This is a genomic window from Bacillus sp. TH50 (assembly GCF_016650565.1).
Classification (GTDB): Bacteria; Bacillota; Bacilli; order Bacillales; family Bacillaceae_G; genus Bacillus_A; species Bacillus_A mycoides.
The window spans coordinates 2,614,195-2,633,259 of sequence record NZ_JAEKFM010000003.1; the positions used below are offsets into that span (position 1 = coordinate 2,614,195).

Annotated in this window: 25 protein-coding genes and 1 tRNA gene; 8 read left to right on the forward strand and 18 right to left on the reverse strand. The window is 36.9% G+C overall.

Translation table 11 applies throughout. From position 1 onward, the window contains the following. Positions 1-36: 36 nt before the first annotated feature. The 9 genes from JFU23_RS13710 to JFU23_RS13750 all read right to left on the reverse strand — a co-directional run bounded on the left by JFU23_RS13710 (position 37) and on the right by JFU23_RS13750 (position 5,552). Positions 37-3,195, reverse strand: coding sequence for a type 2 lanthipeptide synthetase LanM family protein (locus JFU23_RS13710; RefSeq protein ID WP_201032100.1), 3,159 nt, complete (start codon positions 3,193-3,195; stop codon positions 37-39). Positions 3,196-3,350: 155 nt separating this feature from the next. Further along, positions 3,351-3,584, reverse strand: a complete 234-nt coding sequence (locus JFU23_RS13715; protein WP_000033704.1) for a mersacidin family lantibiotic — start codon at positions 3,582-3,584, stop codon at positions 3,351-3,353. A 32-nt stretch (positions 3,585-3,616) separates the two neighbouring features. Next, a complete protein-coding gene (locus tag JFU23_RS13720; protein ID WP_201032101.1) occupies positions 3,617-3,850 on the reverse strand; it encodes a mersacidin family lantibiotic in 234 nt (77 codons plus the stop codon). 32 nt (positions 3,851-3,882) lie between these two features. Continuing rightward, a complete protein-coding gene (locus tag JFU23_RS13725) occupies positions 3,883-4,116 on the reverse strand; it encodes a mersacidin family lantibiotic (RefSeq protein WP_000033704.1) in 234 nt (77 codons plus the stop codon). Positions 4,117-4,148: 32 nt separating this feature from the next. Further along, on the reverse strand, positions 4,149-4,382 hold the full coding sequence (locus JFU23_RS13730; protein ID WP_000033704.1) for a mersacidin family lantibiotic: 234 nt from the start codon (positions 4,380-4,382) through the stop codon (positions 4,149-4,151). Between the two features lie 32 nt (positions 4,383-4,414). Further along, positions 4,415-4,648, reverse strand: coding sequence for a mersacidin family lantibiotic (locus JFU23_RS13735; protein ID WP_000033704.1), 234 nt, complete (start codon positions 4,646-4,648; stop codon positions 4,415-4,417). Positions 4,649-4,680: 32 nt separating this feature from the next. Then, entirely contained in the window at positions 4,681-4,914 is a 234-nt protein-coding gene (locus tag JFU23_RS13740; RefSeq protein ID WP_000033704.1) for a mersacidin family lantibiotic, read from the reverse strand. A 32-nt stretch (positions 4,915-4,946) separates the two neighbouring features. Continuing rightward, positions 4,947-5,180 carry a mersacidin/lichenicidin family type 2 lantibiotic gene (locus tag JFU23_RS13745; protein WP_201032102.1) on the reverse strand — a complete coding sequence of 78 codons (234 nt, stop codon included), beginning with the start codon at positions 5,178-5,180 and terminating at the stop codon, positions 4,947-4,949. Between the two features lie 296 nt (positions 5,181-5,476). After that, positions 5,477-5,552, reverse strand: a tRNA-Arg gene (locus tag JFU23_RS13750). A gap of 204 nt (positions 5,553-5,756) precedes the next feature. Here JFU23_RS13750 and JFU23_RS13755 point away from each other — a divergent pair. The 8 genes from JFU23_RS13755 to clpP all read left to right on the forward strand — a co-directional run bounded on the left by JFU23_RS13755 (position 5,757) and on the right by clpP (position 10,356). Next, positions 5,757-5,963, forward strand: coding sequence for a DUF1657 domain-containing protein (locus JFU23_RS13755; RefSeq protein ID WP_000216167.1), 207 nt, complete (start codon positions 5,757-5,759; stop codon positions 5,961-5,963). A gap of 107 nt (positions 5,964-6,070) precedes the next feature. Further along, the gene (locus JFU23_RS13760; RefSeq protein WP_085312774.1) at positions 6,071-6,559 is read left to right on the forward strand and encodes a YhcN/YlaJ family sporulation lipoprotein; all 489 of its coding nucleotides are present in this window, start codon (positions 6,071-6,073) and stop codon (positions 6,557-6,559) included. Positions 6,560-6,587: 28 nt separating this feature from the next. Beyond that, a complete protein-coding gene (spoVAC, locus tag JFU23_RS13765; protein ID WP_002034730.1) occupies positions 6,588-7,064 on the forward strand; it encodes a stage V sporulation protein AC in 477 nt (158 codons plus the stop codon). Then, on the forward strand, positions 7,065-8,081 hold the full coding sequence (gene spoVAD, locus JFU23_RS13770) for a stage V sporulation protein AD (protein WP_000938981.1): 1,017 nt from the start codon (positions 7,065-7,067) through the stop codon (positions 8,079-8,081). Beyond that, positions 8,078-8,428: a stage V sporulation protein AE gene (spoVAE, locus tag JFU23_RS13775; protein ID WP_000575919.1), complete on the forward strand. Its 351-nt coding sequence runs from the start codon at positions 8,078-8,080 to the stop codon at positions 8,426-8,428. The genes spoVAD and spoVAE overlap by 4 nt, the downstream gene beginning before the upstream one ends. Positions 8,429-8,437: 9 nt before the next feature. After that, complete coding sequence (locus JFU23_RS13780; RefSeq protein ID WP_002034728.1) at positions 8,438-8,644, forward strand: DUF1657 domain-containing protein; 207 nt, start codon at positions 8,438-8,440, stop codon at positions 8,642-8,644. Between the two features lie 20 nt (positions 8,645-8,664). Then, positions 8,665-9,534: a DUF421 domain-containing protein gene (locus tag JFU23_RS13785; RefSeq protein WP_201032103.1), complete on the forward strand. Its 870-nt coding sequence runs from the start codon at positions 8,665-8,667 to the stop codon at positions 9,532-9,534. A 240-nt stretch (positions 9,535-9,774) separates the two neighbouring features. After that, positions 9,775-10,356, forward strand: a complete 582-nt coding sequence (gene clpP / locus JFU23_RS13790; RefSeq protein ID WP_001049163.1) for an ATP-dependent Clp endopeptidase proteolytic subunit ClpP — start codon at positions 9,775-9,777, stop codon at positions 10,354-10,356. 644 nt (positions 10,357-11,000) lie between these two features. Here the strand turns inward: clpP and JFU23_RS13795 are convergent. The 9 genes from JFU23_RS13795 to JFU23_RS13835 form a co-directional block, all read right to left on the reverse strand. Next, positions 11,001-11,249 (reverse strand): HPr family phosphocarrier protein, encoded by a 249-nt coding sequence (locus JFU23_RS13795; RefSeq protein WP_002016081.1) that lies wholly within the window; start codon positions 11,247-11,249, stop codon positions 11,001-11,003. A gap of 23 nt (positions 11,250-11,272) precedes the next feature. Continuing rightward, positions 11,273-12,223 carry a DNA-binding protein WhiA gene (gene whiA / locus JFU23_RS13800; RefSeq protein ID WP_002016082.1) on the reverse strand — a complete coding sequence of 317 codons (951 nt, stop codon included), beginning with the start codon at positions 12,221-12,223 and terminating at the stop codon, positions 11,273-11,275. 88 nt (positions 12,224-12,311) lie between these two features. Continuing rightward, positions 12,312-13,265, reverse strand: coding sequence for a gluconeogenesis factor YvcK family protein (locus JFU23_RS13805; RefSeq protein WP_002016083.1), 954 nt, complete (start codon positions 13,263-13,265; stop codon positions 12,312-12,314). A gap of 3 nt (positions 13,266-13,268) precedes the next feature. Beyond that, on the reverse strand, positions 13,269-14,150 hold the full coding sequence (gene rapZ, locus JFU23_RS13810) for an RNase adapter RapZ (protein WP_002016084.1): 882 nt from the start codon (positions 14,148-14,150) through the stop codon (positions 13,269-13,271). A gap of 20 nt (positions 14,151-14,170) precedes the next feature. Continuing rightward, positions 14,171-14,629: an NUDIX hydrolase gene (locus tag JFU23_RS13815; RefSeq protein ID WP_001190080.1), complete on the reverse strand. Its 459-nt coding sequence runs from the start codon at positions 14,627-14,629 to the stop codon at positions 14,171-14,173. A gap of 215 nt (positions 14,630-14,844) precedes the next feature. Further along, positions 14,845-15,651: a DUF368 domain-containing protein gene (locus tag JFU23_RS13820; RefSeq protein WP_002034722.1), complete on the reverse strand. Its 807-nt coding sequence runs from the start codon at positions 15,649-15,651 to the stop codon at positions 14,845-14,847. Between the two features lie 160 nt (positions 15,652-15,811). Continuing rightward, positions 15,812-16,768 (reverse strand): thioredoxin-disulfide reductase, encoded by a 957-nt coding sequence (gene trxB, locus JFU23_RS13825; RefSeq protein ID WP_002089563.1) that lies wholly within the window; start codon positions 16,766-16,768, stop codon positions 15,812-15,814. 80 nt (positions 16,769-16,848) lie between these two features. After that, on the reverse strand, positions 16,849-18,360 hold the full coding sequence (locus tag JFU23_RS13830) for a tetratricopeptide repeat protein (RefSeq protein ID WP_061689018.1): 1,512 nt from the start codon (positions 18,358-18,360) through the stop codon (positions 16,849-16,851). Between the two features lie 145 nt (positions 18,361-18,505). Next, positions 18,506-19,012: an acyltransferase gene (locus JFU23_RS13835; RefSeq protein WP_002139159.1), complete on the reverse strand. Its 507-nt coding sequence runs from the start codon at positions 19,010-19,012 to the stop codon at positions 18,506-18,508. Positions 19,013-19,065: the final 53 nt, after the last annotated feature.

Genomic DNA, 19,065 nt, shown 5'->3' on the forward strand with positions numbered 1-19,065 from the left:
AAAGAAATTCTACCAAAAGGTAGAATTTCTTTTCATTTATCCTTTTACATTTTCTAATGTCATAACGGATGGAATTTCATTCGGCTGTACTAGTCTTAATAACTGCATACCAACTCCTGCTATCCCTACAAACATACCGAATGATTGAATATCATCTGGTGCATCACATTGATAACTACCAGTTTCTCTATAATTATTAATGACTTGTATGCCAATTTGCATCGCCTGTTCATACAATTCTTTATTATCATATAACTGTGAAACAGCCAATAGTAATTCCGTGTCCCCCATATTCCCATGACATAATGTATCATTATTTTTAAATCCATACTTTCGTATATTATTTACAGCTACTCGAATTTCTTCGTCCATTTCTACATCTTCTTCATAGCTTCTTACTAAAACCCTACTCAATCCTATTCCAGTGGAACCGTGGCACCATTGATGTAAACACTTCTTCTCACTCTCTCTTGTGTCTTTCCACGCACTTTCTTCTTTTTCAAATAATGATCGATCATAAGCAAGTGCTTTTTTAGCTAAATTAATATATTCTTGATTCCTATTCATAATCCCTGAACGCCATAAGCTCCAAGCGATACCACTCGTCCCATGAGAAAAACCACCTAAATAACTGTTAGTATGTTTATTCTTCCACGCTACTCCACTTTCTAATATTGATACATTTCCCACCAAATGCTTACTGTACATATCAGCAAGATTTAAATAATCTGGATCCTTTGTCATTTCAAATAAATTAAGGGCCACTTGAATAACTCCCGCTGAACCACTTAACAAATCAAACTCTTCTTCTTCTTCGAGCCTTTCTTTTAATTCTACTTTTATTTCTTCTAAAAAATCCTGATATTCTTTTCTAGGACTTATAGATTGAAAATGTGCTAATGGATATAACAATGAATATTTACCCAAGAAGGTTGATAGAAGCCCCTTCGCTTTCGATAAAGGGTTCATCGCTGATTTCAACGCCTTATGAGCAACCTCTAAATATTTTTCGTTACCTGTAACCTTATTTAGATACAATAAGAATAGTGCTACGCCACCTAAACCGTCATATAAATTTTGTTTCATAGGAGCAACATACCACTTGTCGTGAATAACATTTGCTTGTAACCATGAAGCCGTTGTTCTATCACCGGATAATACTACATTCTCTAATAAGGCCTCTCCGATATTTATAGCTTCCTGCAAGATTGTCTCCTGATGATTTTCTAACAATTCACTTCTGTAATCCTCTTTTCTTCTCACTTTAATATCAACATCTCTATTTCCCTGTATTGCCAACTTCAGCCATCCTCTTTGCTTTTCCAATTCCTTATCATCAAAATGATAAATTCTATTATATACTTGCTCATAACCGCTCTCCTTAAAAAAATCTTCCATCCTTTCACCTGTACTACTATATAAATCTCGTGAATCTGTAAAAGTCGTAAATATAGGAACATCCGCACGTAATAAGTCTTGAATCTCATGAATGACTAGTTCCTTATTTTCGTATGGGTAATACCATACTCTTTCAAATAATTGTTCCAATAAAATTGAATCTCTCATATAGTCTGGATGTGTAGACTCTTGTAAGAAATTACAATATTGTTGAGTAGCTCTAGCAACAATGCGAATTTTATTTTCTTTAAATGTAATTAAAGGTCCTCTTTCTGATAAAATCTCTTCCTTATACTCAATAAAAAATTTACACATTTCCTGAAAACCATCAATAATAAAGGTTAAATAATCCTCTACATAAATTTCTTCTACTCCAAGTTTCGGTAGATTTTTAGCACTTTGACTTTTAGCTTCTTTCATAGTAAATTCCATTTCATCCTTACTATTTTGATTTAAAGCCAACACCTTAAACGGCAAATCTTGCTCTTTTCCATTTAAAGCACTTAAATCTATACCTTTTCCATCGATGTTTTGAAACATTGCTTGTGGCAGCAATCCAGATCCTATCACTGAGTCGCTTTGTTCATACTTCAATTTTACTTCCGCACTATCCGGAAAATTCAGTTTTGGATATTGATGAAAAATCGTCTCCGAATCAATAATGTATGGATACTCTCCATGAGCAATTATATTTTCAAAATGCAAATCAGCACCTTTTAACATATGCATTAACCCAATCAACTTACCAAAACGTAAATAGTAGCGCTCCACCTCTTCTTTAGAAGAACATGGTTTATAAAATATTTTTTCTTCCCATCCATATTCACCAAAGTCTAAAACTTTATATGATGGAAGTTGTATACTTCCACTTACCTCATTCATCCATTCTAAAAACGCATGGTACGATTTCGTAATTCCCATGGACTTTGGCTTATATAAAATTTCTTTACCTGAAGAGAATACAAGCTGAACAACCGTTTTTCCTTCTTGATGTGTATCTCCTAATCCAACCTTAATTTCGCTTAATGATGCATCCTGCAATTGAAATTCTTTTTGTAATTGTAGCCAATTTTCATTCAAACGAAATAGTAACATTTGAACATTTTGTATAAAATACTCTGTTCTCAAAATTAACCTTCGTGTTAATGTTGCATATTCCTCATAGAATGCAATTAAATTCTCCTTATTTCTAGCTTTCTCTCTGACAAAGGATAGAAATCGTTCTTCTGGAGTCTCTCCTACTAGTTCTTCCCTTAGTTTTACAATATTAAATTCTAAGACTAGTGATCGCACCGCATTATTTAATAACTCTTCTACTAAAGATCGAACTAACATTTCTTTAATCTCTTCATGCTCATAACGTATCTTATTTAATCTATATTTCAACGAACTATCTATCATTTCGGCTGCATAAAGTGCAAACGGCCTAACAAATTCTATAAACCCTAAATCTTCCTCTGCACTTAATGGTTTACTTTCACACAACTCTATTCCCATTTCTAACAAGCGCAAATTCACATATTCATTTAATTCATCTATATATAAATGCTCTTTGAATTCAGGGATTTTCTCAATTAAACTCGCAAACTCTTCTTTTGTCATTTCATTCATCTTTAATTTATAATCAAAATCAGCTTTATTACTTCTAAACATTTTATCTATCCATTTATTTAATTGGTCTAAATTTAACTCTTCCGATAATAATAAATCTCTTCTACTCATTAGCGTTTTATAACGCTCTTTCAAATTAAGACTCTTCGCAAATGCCTTTTCATTTATATATGAGTGAATTAACATAATAATTTAATCCCCTTCCTTATTTTAAAATCCATATTCCAATAAATTGGTCCCCCTTAAGGAGAAACAGATTCCAACATTCGATTTTTCGCATTCGAATATTGGAATCTGTTTCATTCAAAAGGAGATGAACACCCCTTTCGAATGAAACCTATCTACTTACAAATCTTAATTGACGTTGTTAATCCTATAATTACTCCCACACAAAGTGGTGTTGTTTCTGGTTGTACATCTGATGCCCCTTGAATCTCCGCCAATTCTTCTTCACTTAATTCATTTAACGCTTTCCCAGATGGGTGTTTCGGTAAATCTTTTAACTTCTCTCTTACTTGTGGATCTTTCCACGCCTCTACTAACTCTTCTTTTGTAAATTTGTATCCTTTTGACATTTCATTCATCCTCTCGTTTTGTTTTTTTATTTTTATTTACAAATCTTAATTGACGTTGTTAATCCTATAATTACTCCCACACAAAGTGGTGTTGTTTCTGGTTGTACATCTGATGCCCCTTGAATCTCCGCCAATTCTTCCTCACTTAATTCATTTAACGCTTTTCCTGATGGGTGTTTCGGTAAATCTTTTAACTTCTCTCTTACTTGTGGATTTTTCCACGCCTCTACTAACTCTTCTTTTGTAAATTTGTATCCTTTTGACATTTCATTCATCCTCTCGTTTTGTTTTTTTATTTTTATTTACAAATCTTAATTGACGTTGTTAATCCTATAATTACTCCCACACAAAGTGGTGTTGTTTCTGGTTGTACATCTGATGCCCCTTGAATCTCCGCCAATTCTTCTTCACTTAATTCATTTAACGCTTTCCCAGATGGGTGTTTCGGTAAATCTTTTAACTTCTCTCTTACTTGTGGATCTTTCCACGCCTCTACTAACTCTTCTTTTGTAAATTTGTATCCTTTTGACATTTCATTCATCCTCTCGTTTTGTTTTTTTATTTTTATTTACAAATCTTAATTGACGTTGTTAATCCTATAATTACTCCCACACAAAGTGGTGTTGTTTCTGGTTGTACATCTGATGCCCCTTGAATCTCCGCCAATTCTTCCTCACTTAATTCATTTAACGCTTTTCCTGATGGGTGTTTCGGTAAATCTTTTAACTTCTCTCTTACTTGTGGATCTTTCCACGCCTCTACTAACTCTTCTTTTGTAAATTTGTATCCTTTTGACATTTCATTCATCCTCTCGTTTTGTTTTTTTATTTTTATTTACAAATCTTAATTGACGTTGTTAATCCTATAATTACTCCCACACAAAGTGGTGTTGTTTCTGGTTGTACATCTGATGCCCCTTGAATCTCCGCCAATTCTTCTTCACTTAATTCATTTAACGCTTTCCCAGATGGGTGTTTCGGTAAATCTTTTAACTTCTCTCTTACTTGTGGATCTTTCCACGCCTCTACTAACTCTTCTTTTGTAAATTTGTATCCTTTTGACATTTCATTCATCCTCTCGTTTTGTTTTTTTATTTTTATTTACAAATCTTAATTGACGTTGTTAATCCTATAATTACTCCCACACAAAGTGGTGTTGTTTCTGGTTGTACATCTGATGCCCCTTGAATCTCCGCCAATTCTTCCTCACTTAATTCATTTAACGCTTTTCCTGATGGGTGTTTCGGTAAATCTTTTAACTTCTCTCTTACTTGTGGATCTTTCCACGCCTCTACTAACTCTTCTTTTGTAAATTTGTATCCTTTTGACATTTCATTCATCCTCTCGTTTTGTTTTTTTATTTTTATTTACAAATCTTAATTGACGTTGCAGGTAAAACCGTTAACCTTACACACATCGGTGTTGTAGCTACTTGCACATCTGATGCTCCTTGGACTTCCGCTAACTCTTCCTCACTTAATTCGTTTAGTACTTTCCCTGATGGATGGTTCGGTAAACCCTTTGATTTCTCCCTTACTTGTGGGTCTTTCCACGCTTCTACTAATTCCTCTTTTGTAAATTTGAATTTCTTTACCATTTCATTCCTCCTCTTGTTTTTTCTATTTATTTATTTGTTTGTTTGTTGTTCTCTACAGTTATAAATTTACAAGATTCTAATTTTTTAGGTAACTTCGCAAAATTGCATATTTTTAACATTTTCAAAACAAAAAATTCCTAATCTACAAAATGTAAATTAGGAATTTCAGCTCTATATTCAACATTAAATAAACAATAATTGGCTAACGATAACATCAAAAAAGCCCTTTGCACATGGTATTTTTACTTACCACATACAAAGGGCTTCTGCACAAAATAATATTAAAGTTTATATAACGCGCCCAGAGGGATTCGAACCCCCGGCAGACGTGGTACCGGAAACCACCGCTCTATCCGACTGAGCTATGGGCGCATGATTATAAAAACACTTCATTTTCTTCTCATAATAATAGCAATAAAACCCATCTAAATCAATAAAAATATCCCATACTTCCTTTATACTCCATAGCAATATTTATATTAAACACATTCCTTCACCTTAATTTTCCAAACATAAATTCACCCAAACCCACAAATTATAATCTTTGAATTGATATTCCAAAGGGGGCTTCATTCAATGACTGTAATTACAAAACTAAAGCAAACTGTTTCTGGATTAAAAAGTGCACAAGCTAGTTTAGAGGGATTCGCTCTTGATACGGATAACCAACAAGCAAAGCAACTTTTCCAAACAGCTGCGCAGCAAACGCAAACAATTATCGATTCTTTAAACCCGCGTGTTGAAGAAGTCCAGCAAGAAGAACCACAATACACACAGCAATAATCAAAAGTGCCATTTCATCTAATGGTACACAATTTGAGAAAAAGGATGATATGCAATCATCCTTTTTCTCTCACATTACATACTGCAATAGAAATGGAATGATTATAATGCGAAAACTTGGAATCATAACCGCGTTATTTATGCTCCTATTCGGTTCACTTACCGGATGTGATAATAGCCCGTTAGATAAAAAAGTAAAGAAAGAAGAAGCTAAGCGAACAGATGAGAAAAAGGGCCCTAAGTTAACAAAAATGAGTACAGAATCCTTTAATCAATCTATATCGCAAGACTCTAAGAAAAAAGCTCTTGCTATGGAGGGAATTATAGAAGCTACCGCAGTTAATACAAATTTAGATCTTTACATAGCCATCAAACCTGAACATCACGAAAGATTTGGTTTAAAACCTTTACGAAGTAAATTAAAAAAGAAGCTAAGTGATGAAAACCCTACTTTCGATATTCGTGTAAGTACAGACAAAAAGATCTTTATGCTCATAGAAGAACTTGAAAACAAAATTAAGAAAAAGAAAGTGAGTAAGGATGGCATTAAAGAACAGTTAAAACTCATTCAATCAGAAATGGGATCTAATATTTAAGCTTTCTAAAAGAGAAGGAAGGATTCAAATGTCTAGTAAAGATAAAAATTTAACACCTGTACAACAAGAATATAAAAAATTCGAACAACAGCGCGAACCGAAGCGCCCCGTTTTAAAAAATTGTATAAAAGCTTTTTTCGTCGGGGGATTAATTTGTCTAATAGGCCAACTGATTTCCACCTTTTATATTACGTACTTTGATTTCACTGAAAGATCTGCCGGGAACCCTACTGTTGCAACTCTTATTTTTATCTCCATGCTACTGACGGGATTTGGCGTCTACGATCGCCTCGGACAATTTGCTGGTGCTGGTACCGCAGTTCCCGTTACTGGATTTGGTAACTCTGTTATTGCCGCGTGTATTGAACACCGTACAGAAGGGTTCGTTCTCGGCGTTGGTGGTAACATGTTTAAACTAGCAGGATCGGTCATCTTATTTGGCGTATTTTCCGCTTTCGTCATCGCACTTATTAAAACGATTCTCTTTCAATGGGGAGGGCTGTAAATGTTACAAGGACACCGAACATGGGTATTCGAAAACAAACCAGTTATCATCTCAACAGGTGTAGTCGGTGGCCCATTTGAGGCAAATGGAAAAATCCCTGAAGACTTCGATACCCTGCATGAAGATTTATGGCTCGGACAAGATTCTTACGAAAAGGCGCATAAAATTTTATTTGAAGAAGCTTGTAGCCGCGCTACCGAAAAGGCAAAGCTCCGTAAAGACGATATTCAATTCGTACTCGCAGGGGATTTAATTAACCAAATAACTCCAACGAGCTTTGCATGCCGCACACTCGGAACACCTTATCTCGGTTTATTCGGCGCCTGTTCTACCTCTATGGAAGGCTTAGCACTCGGCGCAAGTATCGTAAATGCAAAAGGCGCAAAGTATTTATTAACTGGGGCATCAAGTCATAACGCTGCGGTAGAAAAACAATTCCGCTATCCAACTGAATATGGCGGTCAAAAACCTCCTACGGCTCAGTGGACAGTGACCGGTGCAGGCGCGGCTATTTTAAGCGACACTGGATATGGTCCACAAGTAACATCGGCCACCATTGGACGAGTTATTGATATGGGACTAACAGATCCTTTTAATATGGGTGGTGCGATGGCCCCAGCTGCTGTCGATACGATTGAAGCTCATTTACGCGAACGACAAATTGACGCCTCTTATTACGACTTAATCGTAACAGGTGACCTTGGACATGTCGGTCGCGAAATCGCTTACGACCTACTACATAAACATGGAACAAAGGTAAAGAGCGAGCAATTTCAAGATTGCGGAATCATCATTTATAGAGAAGGTCAACCTGTCATAGCTGGTGGAAGTGGTCCAGGCTGTTCAGCAACAGTCGTATACGGACATTTATTAAACCGAATGAAAAGAGGAGAATTCAAAAAAATACTTGTCGTTGCGACAGGCGCTTTACTATCTCCACTTACATTCCAACAAGAAGAAACGATTCCGTGTATCGCTCACGCTGTTTCGATTGAATTTGGAGGTGCAACGCAATGATTTTTTTCTGGGCTTTCGTCATTGGTGGACTCATATGCGTAATCGGACAGCTTATGTTTGATGTCGGCAAACTAACCCCCGCTCATACGATGGCAACACTCGTTGTTGCTGGAGCTATATTAGATGGATTCAATCTGTATGAACCATTAATAGACTTTGCAGGCGCTGGCGCAACTGTACCTATTACAAGTTTCGGTAATGCCCTCGTTCATGGTGCGATGGAGGAAGCAGCCAAACATGGCATCGTCGGCGTTATTACCGGCATGTTTAAAGTAACGAGTGCTGGTGTATCAGCTGCCATTATTTTCGGCTTCATTGGAGCATTGCTATTCAAACCGAAAGGATAAGGTGTTCGTATGACAGTTATCGCTAGCGTTAAAACCTGCCTTGCCAGTGTAAGGGGCGCTCAAGCAAGTTTAAGCTCCCTTTCACTAAATTCACAGGACGCGGAATCAAAACGTGTATTTCATGAATGTATGTTAGAAATGGACAGCATCATCACCGATTTACAGAATAGAGTTTCAGTATTAGAACGTGAAGAACCTCAATATAAAGGGTTTTAAGTAGACTGGAGGAAATGACTATGTCTCACCTGCCGGAATGGACACTTGTCATTCTTCGCTCTGTATTCATATTAATTATTTTATTCGCTATTACGAAATGGTTAGGAAAAAGACAAATCTCTCAGCTCTCCTTTTTTGAATACATAGCCGGAATGACAATCGGTGACATCGCTGCCCAAGTATCTACAGGGCTTGATTCAAAATTTTTCCACGGCGTCTTTGCAATACTTATTTTTGCCTCGGTACCTTTTTTTGTAGGAATTCTTTCCTTAAAAAACAAAACTGCTAGAGATTTTTTTGAAGGAAAGTCTACAGTCTTAATAAAGGACGGCAAAGTACTTGAGGATAATTTAAAGAAAGAAAAATATACAAGTGATGAGTTACTTGAACTTCTTAGAGGAAATGGTGCATTCAGTATAGCTGAAGTCGAATTTGCTGTCTTAGAACCGAGCGGAGAATTAAATGTATTATTAAAGAAAGATTCTCAGCCACTTACAGCAAAAGACCTCGGATTAAAAGTGCCGAATGAGAAAGAACCGCAAACTGTTATTATGGATGGAAATGTACTAGATGAACCTCTTTCTGCTAGCGGGCATAATCGCGCTTGGTTACATTCTGAGCTAGAAAAACTCGGTGTTGTCATTGAAAATGTCTTTCTTGGTCAAGTTGATTCATACGGACAACTTACTATCGACATCTATAATGATAAACTCCAAATGCCTTCTCCTCAAAACAAGCCTTTACTATTGGCATCCTTAAAGAAATGCAATGCTGATCTTGAATTATTCTCTTTAGAAACAAAATCAAAATCAGCGAGTGATATGTATAGTAAAAACGCAAAACAAATCGAGAAAATCTTAAATAAAGTAACCTATCTGTTAAAAGAATAAAAAATGAAAGAACGCTTCTATACAAAAGGCGTTCTTTTGCCTTTCCCACACCATTAATCACGTTTAAATTTATGTAATTCGGTTATGATGTTGAAGATACATAAGCAGGGAATTTTAAAAACATAGCGAATAAATCATGATACAACTACATATTTTTTGATTTAAAGTGGTTTCGTTTGACCTTCATTGACCATAATTGTATTATAAGACTAAGAAAGCTTTTAAAGGAGGAAATAACAGATGAATTTAATTCCTACAGTAATTGAACAAACAAATCGTGGAGAACGCGCTTACGATATTTACTCTCGACTATTAAAGGATCGCATCATTATGCTTGGTAGCGCAATTGATGACAATGTAGCAAACTCAATCGTTTCCCAGCTTTTATTCTTGGAATCTCAAGATCCAGAAAAAGATATTCACATTTACATCAACAGCCCTGGTGGTTCTATCACAGCTGGTATGGCAATTTACGATACAATGCAGTTTATTAAACCACAAGTATCAACAATCTGTATCGGTATGGCTGCATCTATGGGTGCATTCTTACTTGCAGCAGGTGAAAAAGGAAAACGTTACGCACTTCCAAACAGTGAAGTTATGATTCACCAACCACTTGGCGGAGCACAAGGTCAAGCGACTGAAATCGAAATCGCTGCAAAACGTATCCTATTCTTACGTGAAAAATTAAACCAAATTCTTGCTGACCGCACAGGTCAACCACTTGAAGTTCTACAACGCGACACAGACCGCGACAACTTCATGACAGCAGAAAGAGCTCTAGAATACGGCTTAATCGATAAGATCTTTACAAATCGTTAATACTTAAAAGCGGAGGCGACTGTTCTAGCCGCCGGAGCTGGATATACTTAAAAGCGGAAGTGGCTCGTTCAGAATCGCAGGGCGTTGGAGCTTTTACATCCGAGGCGCTTTTTGCCTTGAATGTAAAAGCGAAACGACCGGAGATTCTAGCCACTGGAGCTGGATAGAATTAAAAGCGGAAGTGGCTCGTTCAGAATCGCAGGGCGTTGGAGCTTTTACATCCGAGGCGCTTTTTGCCTTGAATGTAAAAGCGAAACGACCGGAGATTCTAGCCACTGGAGCTGGATAGAATTAAAAGCGGAAGTGGCTCGTTCAGAATCGCAGGGCGTTGGAGCTTTTACATCCGAGGCGCTTTTTGCCTTGAATGTAAAAGCGAAACGACCGGAGATTCTAGCCACTGGAGCTGGATAGAATTAAAAGCGGCAGCGGCTCGTTCAGAATGAGAGGGGGATGGAGCTTCTGACAAAGAGGTGCTTTTTACCTCGACGGAAGAAGCGAAGCCACCGACCATTCTAGCCGCTGGAGCTGGATACATCTAAAAGCGGAAGCGCCCTATTACAGGGCGCTTTTTATTATGTACAAGGGTATCACGCACCCCACAAACAGAAAAATAAAAAAAGCTATCGCACATTCGCGATAACCCTTTATTGTACATATGCAGTTAATGCTTCCAAAGCCTCTTCTGCATCTGAACCTTCTGTTGTGATTGTAATCATGCTACCAGTTCCGATCGCTAAGCTCATAATCCCCATTATGCTCTTTGCATTCACTGTCTTTCCATCTTTCTCGATGAAGATATCCGCATGAAAGCGATTTGCCTCTTGTACAAACAACGCAGCCGGACGTGCTTGTAAGCCGTTTTTTAATGCCACTTTAACCAGTTTTTGAACCACAGCTCCATTTCCCCTTTAACCTTTTATTTTTTTGCTACTGTTTCCCCCGCGCGTAATTTCTCTGCAATTTCATCGATTTTACGCAAACGATGATTAATACCCGATTTACTAATTTTCCCCCCGGATACCATCTCACCTAACTCTTTCAATGTTACATCTTGATAATCTCTTCGTAACTGTGCAATTTCTCTTAATTTATCTGGCAAAATATCAAGCCCAACCGTCTCATCAATATAGCGGATGTTCTCAATTTGCCTTAGCGCTGCACCAATTGTTTTATTTAAATTAGCTGTTTCGCAGTTAACTAAACGATTTACTGAATTACGCATATCGCGAACAATTCGAATATCTTCAAATCTTAAAAGTGCATTATGAGCACCTATAATATTTAAAAACTCTGTAATTTTTTCAGCTTCTTTCAAATACGTAATGTACCCTTTTCTTCTTTCCAACGTCTTACTATTTAAATCAAATCCGTTCATCAGTTCACATATAGAATCATTATGTTCCTTATATAACGAAAAGATCTCTAAATGATAAGATGATGTTTCTGGGTTATTTACTGAACCACCTGCTAAAAATGCACCGCGTAAATACGATCGTTTACAACATTTCTTCTCGATTAATTCCTGCGATATATTTCGAATAAACGAAAAGTCATCTCGAACAATGTGAAGATCTGCTAATATTTCGCGAGACTTCTCAACAAGCCGCACGATATATACATTATTTTTCTTCAATCGCATTTTTTTACGAACAAGTAATTCTACCGTCACATCATATCCTTTTTTCAAAAGCGTATAAATCCTTCTTGCAATTGCTGCATTTTCCGTTTGAATATCGATAGATAGGCGACGGTTTGAAAAAGAAAGCGATCCGTTCATTCGAAGCAACGCCGATAATTCTGATTTCTCGCAGCATTCCTTCATTTCAAGGTTGGTCAACTCTTTCTTTGTTTCTGATGCAAATGACACAGTCAACACCTCCTTATACTATTACTTTGGAACAAAAATCTTGTCCTATATGAATGAGGAGCGTTACCTCAAATGAGGCAACGCACATTTATAACAATGAATATAAAATAGAAGCTAACTTTAATGTATCATGTCTTACAACACGATCATCATATTTCGCTAATCGATCTTGGATGATTTCGATATTATGTTCAGCAAAACGATTTGTATCCAGTGCCACTGGTTCCGACATCTCTTCCTCATATAACTTACGTAATTCACGAGGAATATCACGATTATTTACAATCGCAGTGTCGATAAATGGTTTACCTAAATGATCATGTAACGCCTGCACATGATCAAACGCAGTATAACCCTTCGTTTCGCCCGCTTGCGTCATAACATTACATACATATACCTTCTTCGCTTTTGCAGCAAGAACAGCGTCTCCAATTTTGTTAACAACTAAATTCGGTAATATACTTGTGTACAGACTTCCTGGACCGAAAACAAGCAAATCAGCTCGTTTAATTTCCGTCAACGTTTCACATAACGGTTCTACATCTTCTGGAGTTAAAAAGACACGATTAATCTTCTTCCCGAAATGAGGAATCTTTGATTCACCTGTTACAATTTCTCCATCTTCTAATTCTGCATGAAGTACCGCACTTTGATTCGCTGCTGGTAATACACGTCCTCTGACATTTAATACTTTACTCGTTTCCGTAATCGCGTGATAAAAGTCTCCTGTAATCGAAGTCATACCTGCCAATAGTAAATTCCCTAACGCATGCCCTTTCAGTCCGTCTCCAGTTGTAAAACGGTGCTGAAATAAAGCTTCCACTAATGGTTCTACATCCGATAACGCAACAAGTACGTTACGAATATCACCTGGAGGTGGAATTTCTAGCTCATCACGTAGTCTACCTGAACTGCCTCCATCGTCGGCTACTGTTACAACTGCTGTAATATCAACAGGATATTGTTTTAATCCCCTTAATAAAACAGAAAGTCCAGTTCCACCTCCCATGATAACAATTTTAGGTTTTCTCTCTTTTTTCATCCCTTAATGGCCCTTTCTCTTCTCCACATCACGATGAGATACATGAACGCTATACTCTGGTTTCAAATGTTTCCCAAGGTACTCTGTAAGCGTAACAGAACGATGTTGCCCACCTGTACATCCAATCGCAATTACAAGTTGACTCTTACCTTCTCTTTTATAATGAGGCAGCATGAAAGTGATAAGATCCGTCAATTTCTCTAAAAACTTATGTGTTTCATTAAATTTCAACACATACGACGAAACTTCTTCATCCAGTCCTGTTAATGGCTTCATATGTGGAATATAATATGGATTTGGTAAAAAACGAACATCAAATACTAAATCAGCATCAATTGGAATTCCGTACTTAAATCCAAATGACATAACATTTACACGAAATGCTTGCTCAGTTTCTGTTGAGAATAAGTGAACAATTTTTTCTCGTAATTCTTTCGGTTTCAAATCAGATGTATCAAGCACAATATTCGCTCGTGCCTTCATATCAGTTAAGAGACCACGCTCAGCTTCAATTCCCTTTAACGGCAAGCCAGTTGGCGCAAGTGGATGCGAACGTCTCGTTTCTTTATAACGAGTTACAAGTGTGCTATCTTTCGCATCTAAAAATAAAATATGAGGAATAATCCATGTACGTTCTGATAAATCATCAAGCGCTCCCCATAAATATTCAAAAAACTCTCGGCCACGTAAATCAATACCGAGTGCCACTTTATTCATTTTACCTTTTGAATCTGCCATAAGTTCAATAAACTTCGGCAATAACATCGGTGGTAAATTATCTACACAAAAATATCCTAAATCTTCGAAACTTTGTAACGCTACCGTCTTTCCAGCTCCAGACATCCCTGTAATAATTACCATTTTTATATCATTATTCTCTGTCATCGTATCCTCTCCTTGCAGGTTTAACTCGGATCTAATCGATATGAAAGCAACTCAAAATCTGGGGTATATACAAATGTACCGTAGATTATACCATTCCCTTTAATTAAATAATCAATAATGTGATAATCCCCTGGTGCCATTGCTAAATCATCAATTTTATCAAATGTATGCCAACCAATGATGCCTTCTTCGCTCTCTAATTTGTTTTCTCCTGCAAAATCTGTTGCTAAAAAGGAGAACATCATCCATTCAGAAACAACTTTATCACCTTCTTGGATGACAAAAGTGAAGACCCCTTTTAATGCTGGATTCTTTAAATAAATACCTGTTTCTTCACGATACTCGCGAACAACGGAATCTCTTACTGTCTCACCACGCTCCATTTTCCCGCCCGGTGCAACCCACCAATTCCGGCGAGGTTTTTGGAGTAAGAGTACTTCATTATCTCTAATTAACACACAGTTTGTCACTCTTTGCATGTTTCTTCACCTCAGCTACTTGCAGCAAAATTTCTCACTGCATACTCATTTCATTATACTATCAAAAACAGTTTGCTACAACGAAGGTGCCAGTCCCCTTTCGTTAAGCAATTGTAAAAATTCTTTCTATAACAAGCAATCAAAATACCTTACTTCCCATGAATAGCACATAAAAATCCCCTTAACGATTTTTATCGTTAAGGGGATTAAAACACTTATTTCTTACCGAAATAAGTAACAACCGCAAATCCTAAAATAAAAGTAATAATTGAACTTACAATTGAAATGCCACCAGTCGGAATGCCAGGGAACACAATGACAATCGACCCGATAACGAGCCCAATAATTGCCGCAAATGTCATACTTTTATAACGATCTAACAAATAACTAATTCCTTTACTACTTACAACAAACCCGGCCATCACGCCGGCACCGATAACCACGATTAACGGTAAATTGAGTGTAGTTAAAGCGTTAATTGCTGTTGGATACACACCAATAATTAATAAAATAAACGATCCACTAATTCCAGGAAGAAGCATAGCCATACTAGCCATCCATCCTGCGAAAAATAAACCGATTGCATTTAAAATTGTTAACGTCGTAATTGGATCCGCTGCCTTATCTGGTTTAAAGAATGCTGTTATTGCAACAAGAATTGCTGCAATTATTAATAAGACAATATGACTACCTTTAAACGTTGCCTTTGCATCAGCTTCTCTCATTAACATCGGTAATATACTAATAATTAAACCGAGAAAGAAAAATTGAGTCGGTTCATAATGATTTGCTAATAAATATTTAATAACGTGACTTAACGTTAGAAAAGCTGCCGCTACACCAGCTGCAAGTGGGATTAAAAACGCTAAATGTTTTTTCCATTCACGACTAAAAAATCCGCTAATTGCTGCGAGCAATTGTTCATAAATTCCCAACACAACAGCGATTGTTCCGCCGCTCACACCAGGAATTAAATCACTAACGCCCATACAAAATCCACGATATATATTACGCCATTCCATACTGAATAAATTCCTCATTTCTTATAATGATTTTTCCCGTAAATTCTAGTATAACAATAAGAATCATTATATTCTTAATTGTTTTTGACAATAGTTTGACATTTGGACAAAAAAAGAAAGCCACCTATCGGTAGCTTTCTTCTCAAAAGGAAAAATAACCTTATTTTTCTGTTACAGTCTTTAGTTCCTCTACTAACTCTTCTATATAATGCTGTGCACTCTGCGCTGCAATACTACCATCGCCTGTTGCCGTAACAATTTGACGAAGCATTTTTTCACGAACATCACCAGCTGCGAAAATACCAGGAACTTTCGTTTCCATACGCTCGTTCGTTTCAACATAACCATTTTCATTTGTAATACCTAGCTCAACAAACGGTTTTGATAATGGTAACATACCGATGTATATGAAAACGCCGTCAGTTTTAACTTCTTGTTCTTCTCCGCTGTTTACATCTACAAGTGTTACGCTTCCCACTTTCCCATTTGCATCGTTAATTTCTTTTATAGTGTGATTCCAAATGAAATCTACTTTCTCATTTTGGAAAGCACGATCTTGTAAAATTTTCTGTGCACGAAGAGTGTCACGACGGTGAACAATCGTTACTTTTGATGCGAAGCGTGTTAAGAACACACCCTCTTCAACAGCAGAATCTCCGCCGCCAATAACAACAAGTTCTTTCCCTTTAAAGAATGCACCATCACATACTGCACAATATGATACACCGCGGCCGCCAAGTTCTGTTTCACCTGGCACACCAATTTTTTTATACTCTGCACCGCTTGCAACGATAATTGCACGTGCTTTATATTCTTTTTTACCAGCAATAATTGTTTTGTACTCTTTACCATCGATGATTGCTTTCACATCACCGTATGCATATTCAGCACCAAATTTCTTCGCATGCTCAAACATTTTATTTGATAAGTCTGGTCCTAAAATAGACTCATAACCTGGATAGTTCTCTACATCTTCTGTATTTGCCATTTGTCCACCTGGAATACCACGCTCAAGCATCAGTGTGCTTAAATTCGCACGAGATGTATATACCGCAGCTGTCATACCAGCTGGTCCTGCACCAATAATAATGACATCATAAATTTTTTCTTCTGACACACTATTCACTCCCATTCATACACATTAAGTTACCCTCATTATACTGTTAGCACCATTTTTTTCCCAATGATTTGCCTACCCTACGTGTGCGTGCGCTTAACAGCCTGCACATACTTTCGTACAGTCGCTACAGATACATTATATACATCACCAAGCTCTGCCTGTGTCATCTTATTTCTTTGTTCGCCGCGCACAATGTATTCAATTGCCGCTGACCAACCGTACACATTTGTAAAAGTCGCTCCAGATGTATATAAACGTATGAACGTGCAAAACCAAAAATTTAAACACTCTTCGATTAATTCATCGTCTTTTTTCGTATAATTGTATAATGCATCCGCGATTCGTACGCACTGTTCAAATTGCTGTAAATCAGCTGGGATGTTTTTATGACTATTAAGTAAAAAGAAATATTTTGCAAGTTGCGATACGATTGGAACACCATTTTTCGCTTGCGTTACATCAAAGAAGAATCCAACCTTCTCTGGTGTTGACAATTCATTCATTAAATATAAAGCTAGCATTTTCTCTTCTAGCGTCGTACTTTGCTGAAATGATTTTCGTAACTCTTCAAATAAAAGATTTTGTCCTTCATCTGCTAAATTCAGTGCATTCCACGGTTCTTTTCCTTTTTTATCAGGATGCAATTCTACAACATGTTGCCACATTTTTTCAGCTACTTGCTGTTCCTTCACCATATACGCAGAGTATGCAAACCAGTAATAAAAACTGACGTCTCCTTCATACCCTTGACGCTTTAATACTTTGAACCATTTATATGCAGGTTCAAAATGACCAATTGTTGCAAGCGTTGTTCCAAGTTTCAAACGATGCTCAAATGAAATTGGATATACCGAAACTAACTGCCCCGCTAATGACTCTACTTGCTTATGCTCTCCAATTGAATATAGAAAAATAAGCGTATTACAAAGCGCATGCATATTACCAGGATTTTTCTCTAAAATCATTTCTGTTAACTTAAGCGCTTGATCTACATTACCTGATTGAAAATGTGCAATCGCTAAATTATTATGTCCTGACCAAAATTCTGGATATTCTTTCGTAACAACTTCTAGTGTAGCAATCGCCTCTTCTAATTGTCCGTTACGAATGTAGCGGTTCGCTTCTTCTTGCATAACAATTAGCTCATCTTCATCCTCAATCTCTTCCGCACCCATTGCATCTTCTTCCATAATCTCAAGCAATTCTAATGTATCTTCTACAAATTCCTTCTCTTCCGCAACTTCTAAATATCGCTCTGCATACTTCTTCGCCTGTTGAAACAAGCCCATATATGCATAATTATTTGAAATAAAATAATAGCATTGCTCAAGTTCTGGATTGGATCTAACAAGCTTTAGAAATATCTGATTCGACTCTTGATATTCACCAGATTCAGATAATGCTATTGCTAGTTGGCATAAAATAAACGGCTCCTTCTCGCTTTGTGCTGCTCTTCGAAAATATTTAATTGCATCTTGCAATTTTTGCCCTTTATAAGCCCTCATCCCTTTTTTATAAAAGAAGTCCGCTAACTGATTAAAAGAGATAACTTGTCCGTTCTCCTTATATATTCTTTGATTTTTCCCCATATATCCTCCAGTTTTTTGTTTTCTTCGTTCACACATTCTTCTATCTATAAGTATAAACGATTCCGTAAAAAACAAAACAGTATATTATAATCAATTATTTCCTTTTTATTCATAAAAACAGAAGGGAAATGTTACATTTTTAACATCAACCTTCTCTAGTGGCCATTTCCTCTTTCGTATAAATAATACGCATCGGATTTCCGCCTACGAAAGCGCCGCCTGGTACATCTTTATGGACAAGTGTGCCTGCAGAAACGATAGCTCCATCTCCAATTGTCACACCTGGTAAAATTGTCGTATTCGCTCCAATCATAACTTCATTCCCTATGACGATTTCTCCGAGTCGATACTCACGAATTAAATATTCATGTGCTAAAAGCGTTGTATTATAGCCGATAATTGAATTGTCTCCCACAGTAATCTTTTCTGGAAACATAATATCTGGCATTACCATAAGTGCAAACGACGTTTTCTTTCCTACTTCCATCCGTAAAAACGTGCGATATAACCAATTCTTTACGGATAAAAATGGCGTGTAACGTGCGATTTGGATGATAATAAAGTTTTTCATTACCTTCCAAAAAGAAACTGTTTTATACACATTCCACAATGAATTTTCTCCTGAAACAGGATAGCGCGTTGTCCGTCGCACTGAACTCTCTCCTCTACTTATATAAAGTGACACTTTAACCGGCAGGAATCTTA